Origin of the sequence: Polaribacter sp. Hel_I_88, assembly GCF_000687935.1 — a bacterium.
In the GTDB taxonomy this organism is placed as follows: domain Bacteria; phylum Bacteroidota; class Bacteroidia; order Flavobacteriales; family Flavobacteriaceae; genus Polaribacter.
Map to the genome: position 1 here is coordinate 924060 of NZ_JHZZ01000001.1, position 25120 is coordinate 949179.

Sequence of the window (25120 nt, forward strand, 5' to 3'; positions counted from 1 at the left end):
TACGATAATTTTAGAGAGTGTAAATTTTATTTTTTATGGCATACATCACCAAACCTACTCTATTTTTTACATTTAATTTTGTAAATAAAGTATCTCTGTAGCCATCTATAGTTTTTGGACTCAAATTCATTTCATTTGCAATTTCTTTGTATGTATACTCAGTGCAAGCAAGTTTCATAAACTGAATTTCTTTATCTCTAAAAATTATTTCTTCTTCAATATCACCTGTTACCGATTTTACAAGTAAGTTTGTAACATTTTTAGTATGATAAAAACCATTTTCTACAATTTCTATCAATGCTTTTTCTAAGATAGCTTTCTCTGTATCTTTTAACAAGTAGCCAATTGCGCCAGCTTTTAACATTTTTAGCACTGTTTTGTCATCATCTTCTACAGAAAGCGCCATAACGTTTACTGTTGGGTGTTTTTTTTGAATCCAAGCTGTGGTTTCGATGCCATTCATAATTGGCATATTAATATCCATTAAAACAACCTCTGGAATATTTGTTGAACTGGTAAATTTTTCAACCAATTCTTGACCATTTTTGCAAGTATATAACACCTCAAATTTATCAAAAATATTCACCATTGTTTGTATTGCTTGAGATAGCAATGTGTGATCATCAACAATAACTACTGAATGTTTTATCATAATTTATAATTAATTTCTAGTGTTGTTCCGTTATTTTTTGCTGATGTAAATAAAGCATCAGCACCAATTAATTTAGCTCTATGTTTAATATTTATCAACCCAATACCTTCTTTTTTATCATCGCATAAAAAACCGACACCATTGTCTTTGACTACAATTTTTAAGTGTGTTTCTGAATACTCTAAAACAACATTAAGCTCTGATGCCTTTGAGTGTTTAATTGTATTAGAGAAAAACTCTTGTAAAATTCGAAAAATAATAATGGTTGCTTTTTTGTCAATTTCTACTTCACTGCCTGTAATCGTTAAATTTGATTTTATAAATTCTAAACGATTAAAACGATCTACTTCTAGTTGTACAGCCTCTTTTAAATTGATGTTATTGATAGCTTCAGGATTAATTAATTTTGATAAAGCACGTACTTCATTTAATCCTTTTGAGATGGTTTCAGAAACTTCTTTAATATTTTCTTGGGTAGTATTTTGTAACTGGATTTTTGCTAAAGTTAAAAGTTGTCCAATATTATCATGCAATTCCCAACTTATGTTTCTAAGCGTTTCTTCTCTTATTTCAATTTGAGTTTCTGCGATTTCTTTCTCAAATTCTTCTTTAGCTAATTTTTGTTGTTTAAGTAATTCGTTTTTTCTTTTCTGGAAAATGGTAAATAATAATACAATTCCTATAGTTACAAATAATATTATTATTGTAAATATGATGATGATGATTTCTGTATTGGTTTTATCCATATTAAACTAATTATAAATATAAGGTGCATTATGATAACTACCGAAGCTAAAAGCGTAAAAAGTAACCTATCATATAAACCAAATAAATATTGTAATGAGAAAAAAGGAACACTGGCAAGATAATAAATTAAAAAACCAACTGTTAACCAAAAAGGTAACACCTTTTTATAATTCATTATTTTACTAGAATTTAATAATTTTTGTAAATATAAAAACATGAAAGGTACTACAAAAAAAGGTAAAATTATTACTGTATATTTTTGAAGTACAACATATTTAAAACTTATAAAGTAAATTATGTAATAAATTATAGAAAGAGCTATTATAATTTTTTTCGATTTTACATTAGTATTTAAAAAATAGTATATACCTATTAAAGATGAAAATTCAAAGAACGTATAAATGTTGTAAATCCAGTAATTATTACCACCACTTAAAAGCATTCCAAGTGCTTCAAATAAAACAGCAAATACTAAAAAAGCTATAAAAAAATAGTAATAAGTTTTTTTATATTTAGGTAAATATATAAGACTTAAAATAATGCTTAAAATTTCAACAACAAAAACGATATCTCCAAATTCTAAATCATTCATTTTTTTAATGGTATGGAGGTACTATTTGCATTCTATTCGCAGATGAGCTTTCTAAATCTTGCACAGTTGTTGAAAATGATAAGAAACCACTTTTTTGTACATTCTTTTCTCTAACTTGTTCTAAAAATTGAGCTATTTCTACAGGTTTTCCTTTTTCTGAATACAAAGGCTCAAATGCAACATCTACTTTACCATTAATATTAGTAGTGGGTGTAAATATTAATGTATTTTTATTTTGGTATTTTTCTATTTTATAATTTTTTGGATATTGTGTTGGGTATATTCTAAAACCTGTTACAGGAATATCCTTTTCTTTAGAGATTTTTTCTATGTAGGCTATATATTGTTTTAAATCATCAATATGATACCAATTATATTCTGTAGATATAGAATCCTTTCCACCAGATTCTTTGTTTATATATTTATTCAACTCTTTTCTTGAACCTTGGTCATAAGCATCCATCATATCAGCCATTTCTTTATAAGTAATTATTTGAGATGGTTTATCATTATTTGGATAACAAGATTCACCATTATCCTCTGTATGATTACATTTAGTAGTACAAGAATAAGATATTAAAAATAATGCTGATAAAAAGGATAGTTTGGTTAATCGTAGTTTCATTTTAAAAACTTTTAATTTTGTAAAGACTAAAGTACAATATAATTACCTAACCTATAAAACAACATAAAGAAAAGGGTGTTTTTCCCCTTTAATTTTAGGGTTTTATACTTGTAATTAATTAAACAAACAATTGCATCTTTGGGGTAAGAAAAAAGGAAAAATCTCGAAAGGGGAAATTGCTAAAAAACATCTTTATAAGTAAAGGTGTTTTTTTATTTTACATAAATAGTTAACGAACCACCAGTTAAAAAAAAATCTCAAAACAAATAATTGTTTTGAGATTTTTAAATTTTATAAGAATATTCAGATAATTTAATCCGCTAAAATAATCGCTTTGTTATCTTTTAATTCTAAAGTTCCTGAATTTATTGCTAATGTTAAAACGTTATTATCATCACTATGAGGTATAAATTTACCTTTCAACTTATCCAACTCTAAGTGTTGTTGAGAATGCACATGAACTTTAACAACGCCTTCTCTTAAAATAGAAACAATTGGTGCGTGATTATTTAACATCTGAAAATCCCCATCAATTCCTGGAACTGTAATAGAATCTACTTCAGATGAAAACAAAATAGCCTCTGGCGATACAATTTCTAAAAACATATTTTTTTAGTTTTTAGTTGTTAGTTATGAGTTGTTAGTAAAAACTACCAACTTTCTAACTGTCAACTTATATTAAGCTTCTGCTAACATTTTTTCTCCTGCATCAATTGCATCTTGAATTGATCCTCTCAAGTTAAATGCAGCTTCAGGATATTTATCTAACTCACCATCCATAATCATATTAAAGCCTTTAATTGTATCTTTAATATCTACTAAAACACCAGGTATACCCGTAAATTGCTCAGCAACATGGAAAGGTTGAGATAAGAAACGTTGTACACGTCTTGCTCTATGAACTACTAGTTTATCTTCTTCAGATAATTCTTCCATACCTAAAATTGCAATAATATCTTGTAATTCTTTATAACGTTGTAAAATTTCTTTTACAGCTGTTGCAGTATTATAATGCTCTGCTCCTAATATTTCAGCAGATAAAATTCTTGAAGTAGAATCTAAAGGATCTACTGCAGGATAAATACCTAACTCAGCAATTTTACGAGACAATACTGTTGTTGCATCTAAGTGCGCAAACGTAGTTGCTGGTGCTGGATCCGTTAAATCATCTGCAGGTACATAAACTGCTTGTACAGATGTAATAGAACCTTTTTTAGTAGATGTAATACGTTCTTGCATTGCACCCATTTCTGTTGCTAATGTTGGTTGATAACCTACTGCAGAAGGCATACGTCCTAAAAGTGCAGAAACTTCTGAACCTGCTTGTGTAAATCTAAAGATATTATCAACGAAGAAAAGTACATCTTTTCCTTGTGCTTCTCCTGCTCCATCCCTAAAATATTCAGCAATTGTTAAACCTGATAAGGCAACTCTTGCTCTTGCTCCAGGTGGCTCATTCATTTGTCCAAAAACAAATGTTGCTTTAGAAGCTCTCATTCCAGGTTTATCAACTTTAGATAAATCCCATCCTCCTTCTTCCATAGAATGCATAAAATCATCACCATATTTGATAATTCCAGATTCTAACATTTCACGAAGTAAATCATTTCCTTCACGAGTTCTTTCTCCAACACCTGCAAAAACAGATAATCCACCATGTCCTTTTGCGATGTTGTTAATCAACTCTTGAATAAGAACTGTTTTTCCAACTCCTGCTCCACCAAATAAACCAATTTTACCTCCTTTTGCATAAGGCTCAATTAAATCGATTACTTTAATTCCTGTAAATAATACTTCAGTAGATACTGATAAATCTTCAAACTTTGGTGCTAATCTATGAATTGGCAAACCATCTTTACCTTCTTTACTTAAATTTCCAAGACCATCAATGGCATCTCCAGTAACATTAAATAGACGCCCATAAATATCGTTTCCTATTGGCATTTGAATTGGACTTCCAGTAGCGTAAACTTTTGTTCCTCTACTCAATCCATCAGTTGCATCCATAGAAATAGTTCTAACAGTATCTTCACCAATGTGTTGTTGTACTTCTAAAACTAAGATTGAACCATCTGCTTTTTTTATCTCTAAAGAATCATAAATTTTAGGAAGTTCATTATTTTCAGTATTGAATTCAACATCAATAACTGGCCCAATTATTTGAGAAACTTTACCTGTGGTTGTAGACATTTTGTATCTAATTAAATTATTGTTAATAATAGGAAATAACACTCTTATTTTGAAGGTGCAAAGTTACTTTTTTAGATTGGATTTAAAAAACATTCTTTACAAAAAAAACTCTGCTCAAATTGAGCAGAGTTTTCTATAATTTAAGTGTTGTAAAACTATTCGTTTAATTTTATAACAACTCTTCTATTTTCAGCTCTTCCTTCAGCAGTAGCGTTTGTTGATGCAGGGTTACTTTCTCCATAACCAACTGCTTCTAATTTGCTAGCATCCATACCTTTGTTAACTAAATAAGTTTTTACAGATTCTGCTCTTCTTTCAGATAAATACTTGTTATATCCAGCATCACCAATACTATCTGTATATCCTTCGATTACATATATTATGTTTTCTGTAGAGTTAATTAACTCATAAACCTTATCTAACTTTTCAGCAGCAGCTTTTTTAACAACAGCTTTATCAAAATCAAATAAAACACCTTTTGTATATGCAGCTAACATTGCTAATTTATCAGCCATTGTGTCTTCAGGACATCCTGAATTAGATGCTGGACCAGCTTCGTTGATACATTTATCATCTTTATCTAATACTCCATCACCATCTGTATCTGGCCAAGGACATCCATTATTTGCAGCTGGACCTGAAGTAGAAGGACATTTATCGTCTTTATCTACAACTCCATCTCCATCTGTATCTGGACAACCTTTATTTGCTTTTGTTCCTTTTTCATTAGGACACATATCATCTTTATCAGCAATTCCATCTCCATCTGAGTCTGGACAACCATTCATAGCAGCTAAACCTGCAGTGTAAGGACAAGCATCGTCAGAATCTTTAATTCCATCATTATCTGCATCTGGACATCCATTAAACTCAACTAAACCAGCTTCGTTTGGACACTCATCATTTTTATCATAAACACCATCACCATCTGTATCTTTTCCTCCAAACTGTACAACTAAACCTAAAGAAGTTTGATAATGTGCTCTAACTTTGTCAGAAAAACCCTTTAAGGTACCCGTTTGAAAAGTTAAACCCAAATTATCATTAAACCAAGCGTTAAAACCTAAACCTCCGTTAATCATTCCTTCTCCACTAGAATCCATAGATGCATAAGCACCACCTAAATAAACAAAAGGATCAAACCAACCTGTTTCACCAACTAGTCTATTTACATCATACTTCACATTAGCTCCTACATTGTAATATAAAAAATCTGAATCACCATCAGTCACAACATGATCAATCTTACTAAAAGACCCTGCTAATTGCAAAGTGAACCCTTTATCTAAATATTTTTCTGCTGATATTCTAGATATCGTGGGTACAAAATTCCAATCACTATTCCCTAGTAAATCTTTAACCTGATCGCTAAAATCATTACCATTGTAGAAATCTATAATATTTACTCCAAAACTAGCAGCCCAAGGGTTGTTTTCATCCTGTGCGTTCACGCTGTTAACCGCTACAAACGCAAATAAAGCTATCACAGCTATTTTTAATCGTTTCATTATCAAATTTTTAAATTAAAAGTTCGTTATTGTAATACGCAAAAGTAAAGTCTTCTTTTGTATTAACAAAGACAAATCTACGAAATATTCACATAATAACAAGTTTTTATCAATTCTAAATTACTTTTAACTCCTTTCCTACTTCAATAAATGCAGAAATTGCCTTATCTAAATGCTCTTTTGTATGTGCTGCAGACAATTGTACTCTAATCCTTGCTTTTCCTTTTGGCACTACAGGAAAAAAGAAACCAATGACATAAATTCCTTTTTCTAATAATTTATTTGCCATTGTTTGCGATAATTTTGCATCATATAACATCACAGGAACTATAGCTGCATCTGCTCCAACCAAATCGAAACCTGCTTTTTCCATCTCTGCTCTAAAATAATTGGTATTCCATTCTAGCTGATCTCTTAAAGTGGTGTCATCAGCAATTAAATCAAAAACTTTTAAAGAAGCACCTACAATTGTTGGCGCTAATGAATTTGAAAACAAATAAGGTCTAGAACGTTGGCGTAAAATTTCAATAATTTCTTTTTTACCAGTTGTATATCCACCCATTGCTCCACCAAGAGCTTTCCCTAAAGTTCCTGTAACAATATCAACTCTATCCATTACATTCTTTAGCTCTACAGTTCCTCTTCCTGTTTTACCAATAAAACCTGTAGCATGGCATTCATCAACCATTACTAAAGCATCATATTTATCTGCTAAATCACAAATCTCATCTAATTTAGCGACAATTCCATCCATAGAAAAAACACCATCAGTAACAATTAATTTAAAACGATGGTTATTTTTATTAGCTTCAATTAATTGTTCTTCAAGAGAGGCCATATCATTATTATTATATCTGTAACGTCCTGCTTTGCACAAACGAACTCCATCAATAATAGAAGCATGATTTAGACTATCAGAAATTATAGCATCATCTTTTGTTAATAAAGGCTCAAAAATTCCTCCATTGGCATCAAAACAAGCAGCATATAAAATAGTATCGTCTGTTGTATAAAATTCTGCAATTTTTTGTTCTAATTGCTTATGAATATCTTGTGTTCCGCAAATAAAACGAACTGAAGACATTCCAAATCCATGAGAATCTAAGGTGTCTTTTGCAGCTTGAATTACTTCTGGATGATTAGACAATCCTAAATAATTATTGGCACAAAAGTTTATAACTTCTTCTCCTGTTGAGATTTTTATAACTGCATCTTGAGACGATGTTATAATTCTTTCAGATTTATATAAACCATCATCTTTAATTTCTTGAAGTTCTTTTGTTAAGGTATCTTTAATTTTTCCGTACATTTTTTATCGATTTAAGAAACACAAAGTTACAAAGTTTAATTTTTCTGATTATACTTCAACAACATCTATTTCTTGATTTATATAAATTAATATTTTTTTGATCACTTTAAAATCCATCGATTTTAAAACTTTTTCGTATCTTAAAAGTTGCTGATGATGCTCATTTGAAGGATTTCCTGTTTTGTAATCCATAATTACAACTTCATTATCATCATTAAAAACCAATCTATCAGGAATTAAAATCTGGTTATCTACATCTACAATTTCTCTTTCATTGTATATAATAACCTTTTCAGAGAAATACGTTTTTAATTTTTGATGATGTACAACTGCACCAATCTTGTCTTTTATTTCTTTAGATTGCTCTAAATTCATAAAACCTTGTTGATGAAATTGGTCAACAACTTTATTAATATTATTTTTTGTGATAATTTTTGATAAAATTTCATGAATTAAATTTCCGAAATTAATAGCTTCTCCTTGACTTGTATCCCATAATTTCGATGCACCAGCCAATAAAACCACATTGTGTTCTTGCCAAGGTGTAGATATAAATTTCTCATGAATTTCTGCGACTGATTTTAGTTCTTTTCTTTCACTTACTCTTTTATTATCGCCAAAAGAATATGCTAATTCATCATCATTCCAAAGATTTAATTGTTTTAAATAATTAATAAAAACACCCGAATAAAAATTGGTGTTTTCATCTCCTTTGGATGAGATTTTCTTTTCTGTAATAACATGTAACTGCTCTACAGCTCTTGTTAAGGAAACATATAATAAATTAAAATTATCTAATTCCATTTCTTCTCTTTGCTGATTATAAATCTGCAAACCCCTATTATTTATATGACTTAATTCCTTATTATAAGGCAACAAAAATTCTTTGAAATTATCATAATTTTCTGGCAATTCATTTACCCAAACTTTTGGATTTATTTGTCGATAAATATCAACATCACAAGGAAAAATTACCACAGGAAACTCTAAACCTTTCGATTTATGAATCGTCATAATTTGAACTGCATTTGCACTTTCTGGAGCAACAATACTTAAACTATTCTTTTTGAGTTCCCAAAAATCTAAAAAGTCGCTAACATCAATATTTTTTCTTTGTTTTTCTAAAACTACGTCTAAAAAAAACTGAACATAAGCGTCAGAAGAATTCACCAAATTGAAACCCCTCACAATTTCTTCAATTTTTTCATAAAAGGGAATTTGATGAAAAGTTTCAATCTCAAAAGAAATTCCGTAACTTTTTAAAGCTTCAAAAATTGATTTATTATCTGATTTGGCAAACTCATTCAAAAAAACATGTTTGGGTTTTTCAATTTGTAAATGTTGATGTAAAAAATATAACATTTCAAAACGAGTTTCCTCATCATTCGGATTTTGTAAAACTTTCAGAACATCAACAATAAAACAAACTTTTGGACTGTTTTGCAACAATAAAGTTTCTGATGAAATAATATCAATTCCGTTTTCTGATAGGTAATTGGCAATCGCAACTCCATCTGCTCTTTTTCTTGTTAAAATACATATTTCTCCTAAAGAAAATTCGTTTTTTAATTCGTGTATTTTCTCTAAAACTTTCATCGGATATTTTACTTTCTCATCTTCCTTTTCTTCTTCCTTATCTAAAAATGATAGCGAAACAAAGCCTCCTTTTTTAGCATTTTCTAATTGCGTATTTCCATCTAAAAATAAATTTTTATAAGACTCATTTTCAATGAAATTTGCAGTGTGTTTAAAAAACGAATTATTAAAGTTGATGACCTCAGAAAAACTCCTAAAGTTAGTTTCTAAATTTCTAATTTCTTTAGGAATTGCAAAAGGGTTTTCTTGGCTAGAACCTAACTCAATAAACTGTTCTGCTTTTCCTCCTCTCCATCTATAAATTGCCTGTTTTCCATCGCCAACCAACAACAAATTACTACTTTCTTGCGCTAAAGCATTATCAATTAAAGGAATTAAATTTTGCCATTGCAACATAGAAGTATCTTGCATTTCATCAATAAAATAATGCTGAAAACGTTGCCCAATTCTCTCGTAAATAAAAGGCGCTGGTTGCTCTTTGATGTTATCAGAAATAAGTTGATTAAACTCAGCATTTAATCTAATATTATTTTCTTCTTTTATGGTTTCTAATTCAATATTGATATTATTTAAAACCGCTAATGGAATAATGTTTTTCAAGGTTAATTTATTCATCAAAAACTGACTGTAAATCGTTTTAGATTTTTCAAATAAATTGATAATTTCTGGCACAATACTTTCGATACTTTGCGCAACTAAATCTGTCGTAGTTTTTGTGTAGTATTGATGATTATCAATCGCTTTTTGAATGGTTTCGCTTCTTGTTAAATACGAAAAATTGAATCCTTTTAAATGGACATCTGTAAAGAATTTAGGAATCGTTCCTCGCATAAAATCCTTATGCTCCAAATCGTGACTCGCAATTAAACCCAAACAATCTTCACCAACTTTTTTAAACTCGGTTTTTAGTTCCTTTTGATGTATAAAAAGTTTCGATTTTAAACTCGTAAAATCCTCTAAACTCTTTTTTGATAATTCTCTAAAATGCTTAATATCATCTTCATTTAAAAGAATTCTAGCAAAATCATTTAAATCTCTAGAAATATCCCAAGATTTGTCATCATCAGTTTTATCTAAGGAATAATCGATGAGTAATTTTGTTAGTTTTTTATCGGTTCCGATTTTAGATATTAAAACATCCACAGCTTCATTTAAAAGTGAAATTGCGTCCATTTCAACTTCAAAATTGAGTGACAATCCTAAATCGTGTGCAAAACTTTTAATGATTTTATGGGTAAAACTATCAATTGTAGTAATTGAAAAAGCTGAATAATTTTGTAAAATAGCATTTAAAATCTTCTTACTTCTTTGCTGAATTACCTCTTTATCAAGACCAGCTTCTTTAATAATTAAAGACAATAAATCATTTTCTTTTTCATCAGCAAAATCTTCTAAATTAGCAAGCACTCGCTCTTTCATTTCACCAGCAGCTTTGTTGGTAAACGTAATTGCTAAAACTTTCTGAAACGTAAAAACATCATTAGAACTTAGTAAAACTTTTAGGTATTCTTTTACTAATGTGAAGGTTTTTCCACTTCCTGCAGAAGCATTGTAAACTTGAAAAGTTGATTGTTGTTGCAAAGCGTTATTTTTAAGACACGAATTGCACGAATTTACACAAATAAAATAAAAGTTTTGACACAGATTTCACAGATTTTCACTGATAGAGATGAAAAAAATATTACGCAGAGTTGCACAGAGTTTTTTCGCAGAGATTCACAGAGAAAAAGAAAATCTACAGAATTTCTCTTGAATTTATACTGACAAGAATTTTATAGATTTTCACTGATAATAACCAAAAATTAAAATAACTGATAAGAAAAATAAACACAAACTAAGTAACACAAGAGTGTTTCTTCCCTTTGGGAAGATTAAGATGGGCCTTTACCCAAGTCCAACATCCAAAGACATCATTACAATAAAACCACCAATAAAACCAAGAGTGGCAATATCTGTATATTTATCTCTTTGTGTTTCTGGAATTACCTCCTCTACCACCACAAAAATCATTGCACCAGCAGCAAACGCCAAAGCATAAGGTAAAATTGGTGTAAAAAATGACACTGCAAGCGCTCCTAAAACTGCTGCAACCGGCTCTACAATAGCCGATAATTGTCCATACCAAAAACTTTTAAACCTGCTAATTCCTTGTCTTCTTAAAGGCATTGCAACAGCAAAACCTTCAGGAAAATTCTGAATTCCAATTCCAATTGCTAAAGAAATTGCAGCAATAATCATTTCTGTTTGCTCAACGCCCACCAATGTTGATGCTGCTCCAAAAAGCACACCAACTGCCAAACCTTCTGGAATGTTATGCAAAGTAATTGCCAAAACTAACAATGTAGATCTATGTAATTCTGTTTTTACACCTTCTGCTTCATTTTTTTCGAAATTGATGTGTAAATGAGGTAATATTTTATCCATTCCAAACAATGATAATGCTCCTAAAGCAAAACCAATTGCTGCAGGTATTACTTTTACAAAACCTTCTCCAGGACTGTTTTCAATTGCTGGCGATAACAAACTCCAAAAACTTGCAGCAACCATTACACCTCCAGTAAAACCAAGCATTCCATCTAAAACGGCTCTGTTTAATTTTTTGAAAAAGAATACTAATGCAGCTCCTAAAGCTGTCAATCCCCACGTAAAAAGTGAGGCATATAATGCAGCCCAAATAGGGTTTTCTTTAGCAAAATCTACTAATTGATCGAATGTACTCATAACTTTTTTATGTATAAATTATTGGCAATTTTATTTGAGATTGATAGTTTTTTTCCATCAATTTCTATGGATAACGAGTCATCAAAATCTTCTTTTTCTAATACTGTAATTTGTTTTCCTAAAGTGATGCCCTTTTTATCTAAGAATTGTAAGAATTCAGAGGAGGAATCATCAACACCCACACAAACTCCTGTTTCATTTTTTGATAAAGTTGATAAAAGCGTTTTATCAATTTTACTTAAATTTCCATCTTTATCTGGAATTGGATCTCCATGAGGATCGTGTGTTGGGAACCCTAAAAGTGCATCTAACTGATTGATTAACTTTTGCGATTTTATATGCTCTAATTGTTCTGCAACTTCATGCACTTCATCCCAAGAGAAATTTAATTTTTGCACTAAAAAAACCTCCCAAAGCCTATGTTTTCTAACAATATTTGCAGCAGTTTTTTTTCCTAAATCCGTTAACGTTACTCCTTGATATTTTTTATAAAGCACTACTTTTTTATCAGATAATTTTTTAACCATATCTGTAACCGATGATGCTTTTGTTGCTAAACTTTTTGCAATGGCATTGGTACTGATTCCTTTTTTAGAATCGGCTTCTAAATGATAAATTGCTTTTAAATAATTTTCTTCAGAAAGTGTAAACATTCAACTAAATTTTGACAAGACAAATATATACTTTTTATTTATATAAAATAATTTTTAGCCTTGTCTAAATATTTAATTATATTTGTCAAAATTTTAATTGAAGAAATGAAAGTTAAAAATCTATTATTCGTTTTATTTTTTGCTGTAATTTACAATACATCATCACAAAATGCTTCTATTTACGGAGTTGTAACCTCTAAAGGAGATAAGATTCCTTACGTTTTTGTGTATGTAAAAGATGGTACAGAAGGAACAAGTACTGATAAAAATGGGAGTTTCAAATTACAAGTTCCATCCAATAAAGAGTTAATTATAGAAGTAAGTTCTCAAGGATTTCGAAAAATATCGAAAAACATCAACCTAAAAGAAAACGAGAATAGAGAACTAAATTTCGATTTAGTTGAAGATATGTTGGGTTTAGAGGAAGTTGTCATTAGCGCAACAAGAAATAGAGTTGAAAAAAGAAATACGCCTGTTATTGTATCGTCCATAAAACCAAGATTGTTAAACGCAACTCAATCTATTTCTTTAGCAGATGGTTTAAATTTTGCGCCTGGAGTTCGTGTGGAAAATAACTGCCAAAATTGTGGTTTTACACAAGTACGATTAAATGGTTTAGAAGGTGGCTACACTCAGGTTTTACTGAATAGCAGACCTGTTTTTTCGTCGTTAATTGGTGTGTATGGTTTAGAGCAAATCCCAACAAATATTATTGATAGAATTGAGGTTGTTAGAAGTGGTGGTTCTGCTTTATTTGGCTCAAATGCGATTGCAGGAACTGTAAATATCATTACCAAAGATCCTATTTTAAACACTTGGGAAATTGGTTCAAACTTGGCAATTATCGATGGAAAAGCAACAGATAAAGTATTGACTTTTAACAGTTCTGTTGTTGCAAATGATTTAAACAGCGGTTTTACCTTATTTGGAAATTATAGAAATAGAGAAAGTTTAGATGTGGATGGAGATGGTTTTACAGAATTGGTGGAGTTAAAAAACAATACAGTTGGTGCAAAAGCATTTGTAAAACCAAATGAGTTAAGCAAAATCTCTATCAATTTAAACGCAATTCAAGAATATAGAAGAGGTGGAGATCAATTAAATTTAGCACCACAATTTACAAATATTACAGAAGAATTGAATCACGATACTTTTATTGGAGGAGCAGAATATGAATTAAATAGCAAAGATTATTCGAAGAAATATCAAATTTACACTTCAGTTTCTAGCACAGATAGGGATAGTTATTATGGAGGTTTGGGCGGTTCTTTTACAAAACAAGACAGTATTACAGCCAACAACGCCTTTGGAACTACTACAGATTTGGCTTGGGTAAATGGCTTTCAATTCACAAAAAATTTTAAAAACGATGTATTAACAGTTGGTGCAGAACACAATCATACAGCTACAGAAGATGTAATTCTTGGCTATAACAGATTGATAGATCAAACTGTAAATTCCATTGGAACCTATGCACAATATGAGTGGAAACCAAGTGAAAAATTTACGGCACTTTTGGGAGCAAGATTGGATAATGTTGATGTTGATGGCGATTATACTATTGGAAATATCAATAGAAATATTTCATTGAATCAAACTGCATTATCTCCAAGATTAACGGTTTCTTATTTGTTTACAGAAGCTTTAAAGTTTAGAGGTGGTTATGCAAGAGGTTTTAGAGCACCACAAGCTTTTAACGAAGATTTGCACATTTCTAGTGTTGGTGGAGAACCTCAATTTGTAATTCTTTCTGATGATTTAAATACAGAATATTCCAATGCGTTTACTGGATCTTTTAACTATTCTAAAACCAAAAATTTATTACAAATGGATTTTTTGGTAGAAGGTTTTTATACGCTTTTAGAAAATCCTTTTACCTTAATTAGTACAGGAAATGTGCTACCAAATGGTTCTATTTTAGAGGAAGTTAGAAATGGAGCTGGTGCAAAAGTGTATGGAACAAATTTTGAAGCTGGGATTTCTCCTAGTCCAAAATGGCAATTTCAATTGGGTGGAACCTATCAAAAAGCAAAGTATGATGAACCTCAAGTAATTTTTGAAACAGATGGAACTGTTGGAGAAACAGACATTGCTGTTGATGAATTTACAAGAACACCTAATTTTTACGGCTATTTTAATACAGCATTTATCCCTTCTAAAAAATTTAATATTGATGTTACAGGAACCTATACTGGAAGTATGATTGTACCTTTAGTTGTGAGCGATACCGGTTTTTTACAGTTAAACGAAACAGAATCTTTCTTTGATTTGAATCTAAAACTAGAATCTCATATCGATTTGTCTGATGATTTTATGATTACGTTTTCTGGTGGTGTAAAAAATATTTTTAATAGTTTTCAAGATGATTTTGATACGGGTCCAACAAGAGATTCTGATTATGTGTATGGACCAGCAACACCAAGAACTATTTTCTTTGGGATAAAATTTGGAAAGTTGCATTAATATGAAAACATCAATTTATATACTTTTTTTTATTAGTTTTTTTGTCTTTGCTGATGAAATAAAAGCCCAAAACCAAGAAATTAATTGGATTACTTTTGAGCAGTTAGAAGATTCTTTAGCTATAAAACCTAAAAAAGTTTTCATTAATTTTTATGCTGATTGGTGTGCATATTGTAAAAAAATGGAGGAAGCTGCTTTTAAAAATAACGAAGTAATTGCTGCACTAAACAACAATTTTTATGCTGTAAAAATGAATGCTGAGTCTAAAGATTCCATAAATTTTGGAGGCAAAGTTTTTACAAATAAAGAAATCAATAAGAAAAGAAATCCTACTCACGAAATTCCATTATTGTTAGGTAATAGAAAAAACAAAGAATTTACTTTGCCATTAACTTTAATTTTAAACGAAGATTTTACTGTAATCAGTAGACATTTTGAGTATATATCACCCAAAAAAATGATTGCAATTTTAGATACAGTTAAATAAAATAAGAATTCCTATCAATCCCAAAGACGGCTTCTACTTTGAGATCCAGAACCAAATCTGTAAGCAATTCCTATAGTAGTTTGAATGTGAGAAACCATCGCTGTTGCATCTTCAGAGACATATTTGTAAGTAAGTTGCCCAATAAAACCAAATTTTGGACTAACCCAAAGTGCACCACCTCCTAAAACATTTAAGCTTAAAGCATTATCACCTGATGAAACTGTAGAAGCTCCACCAATATAACTTGCTCCAACACCAATGTAAGGCACAATCATAGCATCGCTTCTAAAAGGGTTGAATCGAATAGCGCCATCTAAAGAAGTATACTCAAATTTATTATTTATAACTCCTTCTATATTACCAAGAACATTAAACGTAAGTGCTACATCAAAAGAAAAACTTTCCGATAATTTCCCAGAAAAATTAAATCTTGGAAATTGCGCATTATAACGTTGTCCTATTTTTGATGCACTTTCTTCATTAAATAAAGTGGAAGAAAGACTCACACCAAATGTAAATTTATCTACACTAGTTTGAGCATTCATAGTTTTAGCAAATAAAACAACTATCGCAAAAAGCAGTACTAAATTTTTCATGTTTATTATTTTATACTATGAATAACAAATTTTTAGTAAAAATATTACTTTATTAAATAATTAAGAAGATTAAATATTTTTTTTTGTCAAAGAAAACTACATTTGTAAAAATTTTTTACTTTGACTACACAGAATATTGTAAATCAATATCAAAAATCTGCGTTAGTTTCGCAGTTAAATCTATTCTTAAAAGAAGAAAAAAACCGTTTTCAAATATCGAATTTGGTGGGTTCTTCATTGTCTTTTGTAATTTCAGAAACATTTAAAAAAACAGATAAACCTTACCTTTTAATTTTTAATGATAAAGAAGAAGCTGCTTATTATCTAAATGATTTAGAGCAACTTTTGGGCGATAAAAATGTACTATTTTATCCTGCATCTTACAAAAGACCTTATCAAATAGAAGAAACTGATAATGCCAATGTTTTGTTACGATCTGAGGTTTTAAACAGAATAAATTCAAGAAAAAAACCAGCTATAATTGTTACGTATCCAACTGCCTTATTTGAGAAAGTTGTTACTAAAAAAGAACTTGAAAAAAATACGTTAAAAATTGCTGTTGGCGAGAGCTTATCGTTAGATTTTGTAAACGAAGTTTTATTCGAATATAAATTTAAACGTGTAGATTTTGTTACAGAACCTGGAGATTTTTCTGTAAGAGGTGGAATTATAGATGTTTTTTCTTTTTCGAATGATGAACCTTTTCGAATCGAATTTTTTGGTGATGAAATTGATAGTATCAGAACTTTTGATGTAGAAACACAATTATCAACAGAAAAGTTGAAAAAAGTTTCGATTATGCCCAATGTTGAAAACAAAACATTGCAGGAAAAGAGAGAAAGTTTTTTAAAATACATCTCTTCAAAAACAATCATCTTTAGTAAGAATATCGATTTAATGCTTGGAAATTTAGATAAATTTTTCCAAAAAGCAGAAATCGCATTTAATGATGTATCCAAAGAAATAAAACACGCACAACCTAGCGAATTATTTTGCGATGGTGAGTTTATAAAAAATCAGCTACAAGAATTTAGCTTAGTTGATTTTGGAAATAATAATACAAAGATGCTGAAACAAGTTCAGCATGAAAAAATAGAATTTAATACCATTCCTCAACCTTCTTTTAACAAACAATTTCCGCTGTTAATTGATAATTTAGAGGAATATACAAAAGCAGGTTTTACCAATTATATATTCTGCGCAAACGAACAACAAGCCAAACGTTTTCATGATATTTTTGATGATTCTGATAAAGAAGTTCACTATGAAACGATTGTTTTTCCTTTGTATCAAGGTTTTGTAGATGTTGATCAAAAAATAGTTTGTTATTCAGATCATCAAATTTTTGAACGTTATCATAAATTTAGATTGAAAAATGGTTATGCTAAAAAGCAAGCCATTACGCTTCAAGAATTAAACAAATTAGAAATTGGTGATTATGTAACACACATGGATCATGGAATTGGGAAATTTGGTGGTTTGCAAAAAATTGATGTTCAAGGTAAAAAGCAAGAAGCTATTAAATTGGTTTATGGAGAACGTGATATTTTATATGTAAGCATTCACTCGCTTCATAAAATTTCTAAGTTTAATGGAAAGGATGGAAAAGCACCAAAAATCTACAAATTAGGTTCTGGAGCTTGGAAAAAAATCAAACAAAAAACCAAAGCCAGAGTTAAACATATTGCGTTTAATTTAATTCAATTATATGCAAAAAGAAAGCTCGAAAAAGGGTTTGCTTTTGGACCAGATACACACATTCAGCATGAGTTGGAAGGTAGTTTTATGTATGAAGATACACCAGATCAATTTACAGCGACTCAAGATGTAAAAAATGATATGGAAAAAGAACAACCTATGGACAGATTGGTTTGTGGCGATGTTGGTTTTGGAAAAACAGAGGTTGCTGTAAGAGCTGCTTTTAAAGCTGTTGATAATGGAAAACAAGTCGCAATTTTAGTACCGACAACCATTTTGGCGTTTCAACATTATCAAACTTTTACAGAACGATTGAAAGATTTTCCTATTAAAATTGATTATTTAAACAGATTTAGAACTGCAAAACAAAAAACGGAAGCCATTAATGGCGTAAATGACGGTTCTGTAGATATTATTATTGGTACACATCAACTAACAAATAAAAAATTACAGTTTAAAGATTTAGGATTGTTGATTATTGATGAAGAACAAAAATTTGGTGTTGCTGTAAAAGATAAATTAAAAACGTTAAAAGAAAATGTTGATACGTTAACCTTAACTGCAACTCCAATTCCTAGAACTTTGCAATTTAGTTTAATGGCTGCCAGAGATTTATCTGTCATTAAAACACCTCCACCAAACAGACATCCTATAGAAAGTAACGTGATTCGTTTTTCTGAAGATGTAATTCGTGATGCAATTTCTTATGAAATATCAAGAAGAGGGCAAGTTTTCTTTATTCATAATAGAATTGAAAACATCAAAGAAGTTGCTGGTTTGTTGCAAAGATTGGTCCCATCAGCAAAAATAGCAGTTGGTCATGGACAAATGGAAGGCAAAAAACTGGAAAGTTTAATGCTAGGTTTTATGAATAATGATTTTGATGTTTTAGTATCTACAACTATCATTGAAAGTGGTTTAGATGTGCCAAATGCCAACACAATTTTTGTTAATAATGCCAATAATTTTGGTTTGAGTGATTTGCATCAAATGCGTGGAAGAGTTGGTAGAAGTAATAAAAAAGCGTTTTGTTATTTTATAACGCCTCCTTATCATATGATGACAGATGATGCCAGAAAACGTATTGAAGCTTTAGTGTTATTTTCTGATTTAGGAAGTGGAATAAATATTGCCATGAAAGATTTAGAAATTCGTGGAGCTGGAGATTTATTAGGTGGTGAACAAAGTGGTTTTATCAACGATATTGGCTTTGATACCTATCAAAAGATATTGCAAGAAGCCATTGAAGAATTGAAAGAAAATGAGTTTGCAGAACTATATCCTGAAGATACATCGAAACCTAAAGAATATGTAAAAGAAGTAACAATTGATACTGATTTTGAAATTCTTTTTCCTGACGATTATGTAAACTCTATCACAGAAAGATTGGCTTTATATACCAAATTAGGAAATTTAGAAAAGGAAACTGAATTACAAACTTTCGAAACTGAAATTATTGACAGATTTGGAGAAATACCAACTCAAGTTGAAGATTTATTAGATTCTGTAAGGATAAAATGGTTGGCAAAAGAATTAGGTTTAGAGAAAATCATTTTAAAACAAAAACGTATGATTGGCTATTTTGTATCCAATCAACAAAGTGATTTTTACCAAACTGAAGCTTTTTCTAGAATGCTAAAATATGTACAACAGAATTCTAAGAGTTGTGTAATGAAAGAGAAAGAAACTAAAAACGGTTTGCGTTTGCTAATCACTTTTATTAGGATTGATTCTGTAAAAACTGCTTTAGGAGTTTTACAGAAAGTATAAGTTTTTAATAACTATCAACACAACAAAACCCACAATATTGTCATTTCGTATTCTATGACTTTACCAAATATATTTTGATTTATTTACGCAGCATATTTTAATACATCTACATAAGGAGTTTGTCTTTTTATAGTAGCAAAAATTCGTGATAATAGTTTATTTCTTATGATGTTAATTGTGCTCATTTTATTTTTTCCTTGTTCGAGTCTTCTATGGTAAAATATTTTCATTTCTGGGTTATTTTGTATTGCTGATTTTGCACACATATCAAAGAGGCTTTTTATTTTTTTGTTAGCAAGATTACTCACTTTAGTTCTTCCTCTAATACTTGTTCCAGAGGTATTAGGGAAAGGTGCAATTCCACAATAAGAAGCAAACTTTCTCCAAGAAGCAAACTTTGTAAATCCGTTTGTTGTTACAATCATAAATAAAGCTGTCTGACTACCCACTCCTTTGATACTCACAATTAGTTTACATTGTTTTTTAAGTTGTTCATTAGCCTTAATTATTACGTTCATTTCAGCCTCAATATTCTTAATTTGTTTGGTAAAATATTTTATCATTTTCTCTTGGGTTTCTATAAGAAGTTGATTCTCTTTTCTAGTATAAATTCTTTTTTGTTCTTTAAGTGTTGCTTTATAACCAGCATTTTGTTTTACTAGCCTTTCTCTTAATGTTAATAAGCGTTTTAGTTGATGAATGTTTTTTGATGGAAGTTTATAAGGTTTAATTTCATCTCTTAATCGATACCCATAAAGTGCTATTTTTGTGGCATCTACTTTATCATCTTTTCCTCTAGAAATACCAAGGGATTTCTTTATTTCTAAACCTGGAATTAGTGCAAAATAAAAGTTATTTATATCAAAAAATAATGAGATTTCTTCAGAATAAATACCTGTATGTTCTAAAACAAATAAAGTTTGCTCTTTAGAAATTGGGTTGTTTTTTTCGACCCATTTTACAAGTGCTTTAAATCCTTTTGAGTTGTTTTCAAATGATTGATAACACTGGTTACTGTGAATACGGACATCAAAAGTTAATTTGCTAATGTCAATACCAATAGTTTGTTTAATTTTCATAATTTTGTTTTGTGTTAGTAAAAGATGATTACGTTGACTAAAACCTTTAAAAGGGCGAAGCTGAAATTCTATTTGGTCCTTTGTAATCGGTAATAAAAGAATGGAGACTAATACGAAGTATAGATCTTATTAATCTGGACTTTTGACAAGTTCACTCCATTCTTTTTCATTAAAAAAGTAACAATTCTTTAGTGTTCTAAATATATGAATTAAATGCAATAATTATACTTTGCTAATCTAAAGGACTTTAGGAGAAATCTCATAATAGTGATAACTCAAAACCGCTAAACTTTATGTGATTTCTCCTTTTAGTCGAAATGACAAAACTGTACTTTACTAATTACAATCGCATAAATATGATAATATCAAAAAATCTTTAATGCAAAACTCCCATTCAAAAAATATTGCTGTTTTACTTTTAGGAACACTTTTTATAAGTACTTCTGGAGTTTTAGGAAAATATATTGCGCTTGCTCCAGAACTTATTATTTTATGTAGAGCTTTTTTAGCAGGAATATTTATTTATATTTTCTGTAAAATCACAAAAGTAGATTTAAAGATAAAATCTAAAAAAGATGCCATTTCTTTTTTGATTAGTGGCTTTTTAATGGGTGCACATTGGGTTACGTATTTCTATGCCCTAAAACTGGCTAATGTTGCTTTGGGAATGTTATCCATTTTTACATATCCAATAATAACAGCTTTTTTAGAACCTCTTTTTACAAAACAAAAATTAAATAGTATTCATGTTTTGTTAGCAGTTTTAGTGTTTTTTGGTATTTTTATTTTGATTCCAGAATTTTCTTTTGAAAATGATGATTTTAAAGGAATTTTACTCGGAATTCTGTCTGCACTTTTTTTTGCCCTAAGAAATTTAGTTGTAAAAAAGCAAGTTAAAAATTACAATGGTAGCATGTTAATGTTCTATCAAATGATTGTAGTTACTGTTTTTTTGATTCCTATTTTGTTTTACAGTGATTTTACGAATGTGTATAGCCAAATTCCGTTTTTAATTTTAGTGGCGCTTTTAACCACTGCAATTGGGCATACAATGTTAGTAAACTCGCTAAAGCATTTTTCTGCTGCAACTGCAAGTATTATTAGTAGTGTGCAGCCAATTTTTGGAATTATAATTGCTTATATTTTTATCAACGAAATACCAAGTCCAAACACTTTTATTGGAGGAAGTTTAGTTTTATTAACTGTAGTTATTGAGAGTTTTAGAAGTAAAAAATAAGTTACTCCACTTGACTTTTCACCCAATTTGGTAAAGGAATAAAATTACTATTCTCCCAAAAATCATCACTAAAATTACTTGTTATTATTGTACTTTTTTGAACGTTTAAATTAGTAAATTCTAAATCAGAATCTTCAATATCAAGATAATTATATAACGTAATTCTATAATTAGTATTTGGTATAGATGCTCCATAACGTCCATGAAATTCTTCTGATTTCTTTAAATATCATTTGTCATTTTCTCTTTTAAAAGTAATGTCTTTATAAATTTTATTATTTCGTTTTCTTGTTACTTTCCTTACAATCGCAAAATCTTTCATATCAATATAGATTTCGCCTTTTTGATCAAAATTATCATTCTCAGTATTGAATGAAATAACATAGCAATTTCTATCTAAAATAGCTGATCTTCCAACAGATTTATATTCATAAATCCTTTTTCCTTTGTTCTTTAGATAATCTTCTCTGTATTTGTAAATATTATCAATATACATTTTTGTCATAGAAATTAAACGATGTTCTTTTGATTGTTTTTTAGCATCACTCCCAAAAAACTTTACACGTGCTTTGTCAATATTATACTTTGTTAAATGTGACTTACTTTGTTTTATTTTACCTGAATATTCTTCTAAAGAAATTAGTGTACTATCTTTATCTACAAAGTTTACAATTCTGTTGTAAAAACTATAGTATACAGGCTCTACAAAATGATTTTTCTTAAAATTATCAAATGTTTTGGTTAAAATTTCATCTACAGAAAGTGTTTTTGTGTTGATGATTACTTCATTTAAAAGCTCTGTTTTTGGCTTCATTTTGATGACTAAATTATGAATATCATTTATTGATATTTTTATAGTCTGTTTATCATAACCAATACATGAAATCTGTATTTCATCACTTTTAGTAACTATTAAATAAAAATTTCCATCGGTATTTGTAATAGTTCCTTCACCTAAATTGGTTGAATATATATGAACGTTGGCAATTCCTTTGCTTGAAATAGCATCAATTATTTTTCCAGAAATTACTTTTTTCTGCCCAAAACTATTGCTCAATGTAATCAGAAACAATAAAAAAACTAAAAAATAATTCTTTGTCATATTTTATTTTTTTTCAAAAATACCTTTTTAAAATTTCAAGAAAAAGTAAATTCCCTTTAACAAAAATTTAACTTTGGCATCTTCTTTGATTTTAGTTTGTAAAACTTTTAAGTATGAACTCAAAATTAAAAATTACCATTCCTAAACCTTGTCACGAAAATTGGAATGCAATGTTACCCAAAGAGAAAGGTAGATTTTGCGGTTCTTGCTCAAAAACAGTAGTTGACTTCACAAAAAAATCTCCATTAGAAATAAAACAATATTTAACAGAGAAAAAGCACGAAAGGATTTGTGGGCATTTTTATAAAAAGCAATTGGATAGTATTGTTATTGAAATTCCTCAAACTACCTTTCAGCAGCAATTATCTTTTCAAAAAATATTTTTGCTCGCTTTATTTTTTGTGATGGGAACTACACTTTTTAGTTGCCAGTATAATAATGGACAAAAACAGAAAATTGAAAATGTTGTTTTGATTGATACATTAAAAAAAGTTGAACATAAAATTGATTCCATCAAAAATCTAATCAGCAAAGATTCCTTACTTATTAAAAATGATAAAATTACTCATACAGTAATTAACGAAACTGGAGTTGTATTATGTGAACCTAAAAATGATACTGAAATAAAAATAACAGAAACTATAGGTGAAATTGCGTTGGAAAGTGAAAAAGACACACTTTATAAGAATAACGTGAATGAAATATTAACTATTGAAGGAGATATTGATTATGAAGAAATTGAGGAAGAATTAGTTTTTGGAATGATTATAGAACAACCTCCTAGATTTAAAGAAGCAAAAAAATTATCAAAAGAAGAAGTAAAAAAAGATTTTGATGAAAGAATGAAAAACTTTATAGAAAATAATTTTGACATTTCTTGGACAAAAAATCTTGGTTTATCAGAAGGAAAACATAGGTTATTTACTCAATTTTATATTGATGAAAATGGAAATGTTATTGATATAAAAGTAAGAGCTCCACATATAAAAATAAAAAAAGAGGTTACTAAAATGATTCAAAAATTGCCTCAATTTATTCCTGGTGAACAGCGAGGAAAAGCTATAAAGACAAAATATAATTTACCAATTACTTTTATTATTGATTAAAAAAACTTTGCAATTATGCATAAAAAAACTGCTTCAAAAACGAAGCAGTTTAAACTACATAATGATATACCCCCAACATCATTATTTAAGTCAAAAATATATTAATATCAACTAAAAAATGTGCTCTTTTAAGATTATGATGTGCCTTTTCAAGGGAAAAAAAATGTTATAAATTATTTTTAATTTCTTCCTTTTTCATTAGGATACAACTCTGGTAACGCATCACTTTGAAAATAAGCTTTTGTATCAATATTCATAGCAGTAATTTTACCTTTAAATGCTGCTCCTGTATCTACATTCCAAATATTAATGGCATTCATAGGTGTAATTTCGCCATAATTAGTTGTTGGTGTGTGCCCAATGTAAATTTCACTATAATGTTGTAATCTTTTTGGATAGCTTACACTGCTTTTTTCGATCTTATGATCCATAGCCAAAGCCATTTCCCATAAAGTTCTATCAGTACAAAATTTATGAGGATACGTTTCTCTTTCCACACCATGCATAGATGTAAAACCTGCGTGTAAAAACAACCTGTTTTCGGCATCTAAATGATACATTTTCATGTTTTCGAAAAACGTTAAATGCTCATTTTTTTCATCAACTGTAAAGCCTTCATAACTATCTATCGTTTCTTTACCTCCATGCATGTACCAAGTTGGATTTACATCAGATTGATCTTTTAGCCAATTTTCGCACCAAACATCATGATTTCCTTTGATAAAAATACAGTTTATTTTTTCTGAAAAATTGATTAAAAAATCGATTACTTGCGCAGATTCGCTCCAACCATCTACATAATCTCCCATAAAAATAAGGGTATCTTTTTCTGTAATTTCAAGTTGATTTAAAACCTGTAATAAGGCTTTTAAACCTCCATGAATATCACCAATAATAAAAGTTCTCATTTTTATTTATTTTTTACAAAGCTACTCATTTAGAGTTATAGAAATAATAGAGAATCTGCAAAAATGACCTTTAAAATAAAA

At 29.4% G+C, this 25120-nt stretch carries 20 protein-coding genes; 5 read left to right on the forward strand and 15 right to left on the reverse strand.

Annotation, left to right across the window (positions count from 1 at the left end):
* Nucleotides 1-10: 10 nt before the first annotated feature.
* The 11 genes from P161_RS0104120 to P161_RS0104170 form a co-directional block, all read right to left on the reverse strand.
* On the reverse strand, nucleotides 11-652 hold the full coding sequence (locus P161_RS0104120) for a response regulator transcription factor (RefSeq protein WP_026775791.1): 642 nt from the start codon (nucleotides 650-652) through the stop codon (nucleotides 11-13).
* Entirely contained in the window at nucleotides 649-1398 is a 750-nt protein-coding gene (locus P161_RS0104125; protein ID WP_026775792.1) for a sensor histidine kinase, read from the reverse strand. The genes P161_RS0104120 and P161_RS0104125 overlap by 4 nt, the downstream gene beginning before the upstream one ends.
* Nucleotides 1353-1991 (reverse strand): hypothetical protein, encoded by a 639-nt coding sequence (locus P161_RS0104130; RefSeq protein WP_026775793.1) that lies wholly within the window; start codon nucleotides 1989-1991, stop codon nucleotides 1353-1355. The genes P161_RS0104125 and P161_RS0104130 overlap by 46 nt, the downstream gene beginning before the upstream one ends.
* 4 nt (nucleotides 1992-1995) lie before the next feature.
* Nucleotides 1996-2616 (reverse strand): hypothetical protein, encoded by a 621-nt coding sequence (locus tag P161_RS0104135; RefSeq protein WP_026775794.1) that lies wholly within the window; start codon nucleotides 2614-2616, stop codon nucleotides 1996-1998.
* A gap of 312 nt (nucleotides 2617-2928) precedes the next feature.
* Nucleotides 2929-3222 (reverse strand): F0F1 ATP synthase subunit epsilon, encoded by a 294-nt coding sequence (locus P161_RS0104140; protein ID WP_026775795.1) that lies wholly within the window; start codon nucleotides 3220-3222, stop codon nucleotides 2929-2931.
* 72 nt (nucleotides 3223-3294) lie between these two features.
* Nucleotides 3295-4806 carry a F0F1 ATP synthase subunit beta gene (gene atpD / locus P161_RS0104145; protein ID WP_026775796.1) on the reverse strand — a complete coding sequence of 504 codons (1512 nt, stop codon included), beginning with the start codon at nucleotides 4804-4806 and terminating at the stop codon, nucleotides 3295-3297.
* 155 nt (nucleotides 4807-4961) lie between these two features.
* Complete coding sequence (locus tag P161_RS0104150) at nucleotides 4962-6314, reverse strand: OmpA family protein (protein WP_026775797.1); 1353 nt, start codon at nucleotides 6312-6314, stop codon at nucleotides 4962-4964.
* A gap of 115 nt (nucleotides 6315-6429) precedes the next feature.
* Entirely contained in the window at nucleotides 6430-7623 is a 1194-nt protein-coding gene (kbl, locus tag P161_RS0104155; RefSeq protein ID WP_026775798.1) for a glycine C-acetyltransferase, read from the reverse strand.
* 48 nt (nucleotides 7624-7671) lie between these two features.
* On the reverse strand, nucleotides 7672-10800 hold the full coding sequence (locus P161_RS0104160) for an exodeoxyribonuclease V subunit beta (protein ID WP_026775799.1): 3129 nt from the start codon (nucleotides 10798-10800) through the stop codon (nucleotides 7672-7674).
* A 303-nt stretch (nucleotides 10801-11103) separates the two neighbouring features.
* Nucleotides 11104-11940: a ZIP family metal transporter gene (locus P161_RS0104165; protein ID WP_026775800.1), complete on the reverse strand. Its 837-nt coding sequence runs from the start codon at nucleotides 11938-11940 to the stop codon at nucleotides 11104-11106.
* Nucleotides 11937-12593 (reverse strand): metal-dependent transcriptional regulator, encoded by a 657-nt coding sequence (locus tag P161_RS0104170; RefSeq protein WP_026775801.1) that lies wholly within the window; start codon nucleotides 12591-12593, stop codon nucleotides 11937-11939. The genes P161_RS0104165 and P161_RS0104170 overlap by 4 nt, the downstream gene beginning before the upstream one ends.
* Nucleotides 12594-12698: 105 nt before the next feature.
* On the opposite strand from P161_RS0104170, the gene P161_RS0104175 reads away from it, so the two are divergent.
* Together P161_RS0104175 and P161_RS0104180 are read left to right on the forward strand one after the other, a co-directional pair.
* Nucleotides 12699-15056, forward strand: a complete 2358-nt coding sequence (locus P161_RS0104175; RefSeq protein ID WP_026775802.1) for a TonB-dependent receptor — start codon at nucleotides 12699-12701, stop codon at nucleotides 15054-15056.
* Between the two features lies 1 nt (nucleotide 15057).
* Entirely contained in the window at nucleotides 15058-15543 is a 486-nt protein-coding gene (locus P161_RS0104180) for a thioredoxin family protein (RefSeq protein ID WP_036841232.1), read from the forward strand.
* A gap of 14 nt (nucleotides 15544-15557) precedes the next feature.
* On the opposite strand, the gene P161_RS0104185 is transcribed toward P161_RS0104180, so the two are convergent.
* Complete coding sequence (locus tag P161_RS0104185; RefSeq protein WP_026775804.1) at nucleotides 15558-16139, reverse strand: hypothetical protein; 582 nt, start codon at nucleotides 16137-16139, stop codon at nucleotides 15558-15560.
* A 120-nt stretch (nucleotides 16140-16259) separates the two neighbouring features.
* On the opposite strand from P161_RS0104185, the gene mfd reads away from it, so the two are divergent.
* Nucleotides 16260-19607, forward strand: a complete 3348-nt coding sequence (mfd, locus tag P161_RS0104190; protein ID WP_026775805.1) for a transcription-repair coupling factor — start codon at nucleotides 16260-16262, stop codon at nucleotides 19605-19607.
* A gap of 83 nt (nucleotides 19608-19690) precedes the next feature.
* Here the strand turns inward: mfd and P161_RS0104195 are convergent, their stop codons facing one another.
* Nucleotides 19691-20686: an IS110 family transposase gene (locus P161_RS0104195; RefSeq protein WP_026775806.1), complete on the reverse strand. Its 996-nt coding sequence runs from the start codon at nucleotides 20684-20686 to the stop codon at nucleotides 19691-19693.
* Nucleotides 20687-21065: 379 nt separating this feature from the next.
* Between P161_RS0104195 and P161_RS0104200 the strand changes: the two genes are divergently transcribed.
* Nucleotides 21066-21923: a DMT family transporter gene (locus tag P161_RS0104200; RefSeq protein ID WP_026775807.1), complete on the forward strand. Its 858-nt coding sequence runs from the start codon at nucleotides 21066-21068 to the stop codon at nucleotides 21921-21923.
* Between the two features lie 229 nt (nucleotides 21924-22152).
* On the opposite strand, the gene P161_RS18960 is transcribed toward P161_RS0104200, so the two are convergent.
* Nucleotides 22153-23025: a carboxypeptidase-like regulatory domain-containing protein gene (locus P161_RS18960; protein ID WP_026775808.1), complete on the reverse strand. Its 873-nt coding sequence runs from the start codon at nucleotides 23023-23025 to the stop codon at nucleotides 22153-22155.
* A gap of 113 nt (nucleotides 23026-23138) precedes the next feature.
* Here P161_RS18960 and P161_RS18965 point away from each other — a divergent pair, with 113 nt between their 5' ends.
* Nucleotides 23139-24131, forward strand: coding sequence for an energy transducer TonB (locus tag P161_RS18965; RefSeq protein ID WP_051605658.1), 993 nt, complete (start codon nucleotides 23139-23141; stop codon nucleotides 24129-24131).
* A 179-nt stretch (nucleotides 24132-24310) separates the two neighbouring features.
* Here P161_RS18965 and P161_RS0104215 read toward each other — a convergent pair whose 3' ends face one another.
* Complete coding sequence (locus P161_RS0104215; protein ID WP_026775809.1) at nucleotides 24311-25039, reverse strand: metallophosphoesterase family protein; 729 nt, start codon at nucleotides 25037-25039, stop codon at nucleotides 24311-24313.
* Nucleotides 25040-25120: the final 81 nt, after the last annotated feature.

Bases quoted from the DNA above. Each gene is read 5' to 3' on its own strand.
- P161_RS0104120 (WP_026775791.1), bottom strand. From the start codon at position 652: ATGATAAAACATTCAGTAGTTATTGTTGATGATCACACATTGCTATCT.
- P161_RS0104125 (WP_026775792.1), bottom strand. From the start codon at position 1,398: ATGGATAAAACCAATACAGAAATCATCATCATCATATTTACAATAATA.
- P161_RS0104130 (WP_026775793.1), bottom strand. From the start codon at position 1,991: ATGAATGATTTAGAATTTGGAGATATCGTTTTTGTTGTTGAAATTTTA.
- P161_RS0104135 (WP_026775794.1), bottom strand. From the start codon at position 2,616: ATGAAACTACGATTAACCAAACTATCCTTTTTATCAGCATTATTTTTA.
- P161_RS0104140 (WP_026775795.1), bottom strand. From the start codon at position 3,222: ATGTTTTTAGAAATTGTATCGCCAGAGGCTATTTTGTTTTCATCTGAA.
- atpD (WP_026775796.1), bottom strand. From the start codon at position 4,806: ATGTCTACAACCACAGGTAAAGTTTCTCAAATAATTGGGCCAGTTATT.
- P161_RS0104150 (WP_026775797.1), bottom strand. From the start codon at position 6,314: ATGAAACGATTAAAAATAGCTGTGATAGCTTTATTTGCGTTTGTAGCG.
- kbl (WP_026775798.1), bottom strand. From the start codon at position 7,623: ATGTACGGAAAAATTAAAGATACCTTAACAAAAGAACTTCAAGAAATT.
- P161_RS0104165 (WP_026775800.1), bottom strand. From the start codon at position 11,940: ATGAGTACATTCGATCAATTAGTAGATTTTGCTAAAGAAAACCCTATT.
- P161_RS0104170 (WP_026775801.1), bottom strand. From the start codon at position 12,593: ATGTTTACACTTTCTGAAGAAAATTATTTAAAAGCAATTTATCATTTA.
- P161_RS0104175 (WP_026775802.1), top strand. From the start codon at position 12,699: ATGAAAGTTAAAAATCTATTATTCGTTTTATTTTTTGCTGTAATTTAC.
- P161_RS0104180 (WP_036841232.1), top strand. From the start codon at position 15,058: ATGAAAACATCAATTTATATACTTTTTTTTATTAGTTTTTTTGTCTTT.
- P161_RS0104185 (WP_026775804.1), bottom strand. From the start codon at position 16,139: ATGAAAAATTTAGTACTGCTTTTTGCGATAGTTGTTTTATTTGCTAAA.
- P161_RS0104195 (WP_026775806.1), bottom strand. From the start codon at position 20,686: ATGAAAATTAAACAAACTATTGGTATTGACATTAGCAAATTAACTTTT.
- P161_RS0104200 (WP_026775807.1), top strand. From the start codon at position 21,066: ATGCAAAACTCCCATTCAAAAAATATTGCTGTTTTACTTTTAGGAACA.
- P161_RS18960 (WP_026775808.1), bottom strand. From the start codon at position 23,025: ATGACAAAGAATTATTTTTTAGTTTTTTTATTGTTTCTGATTACATTG.
- P161_RS18965 (WP_051605658.1), top strand. From the start codon at position 23,139: ATGAACTCAAAATTAAAAATTACCATTCCTAAACCTTGTCACGAAAAT.
- P161_RS0104215 (WP_026775809.1), bottom strand. From the start codon at position 25,039: ATGAGAACTTTTATTATTGGTGATATTCATGGAGGTTTAAAAGCCTTA.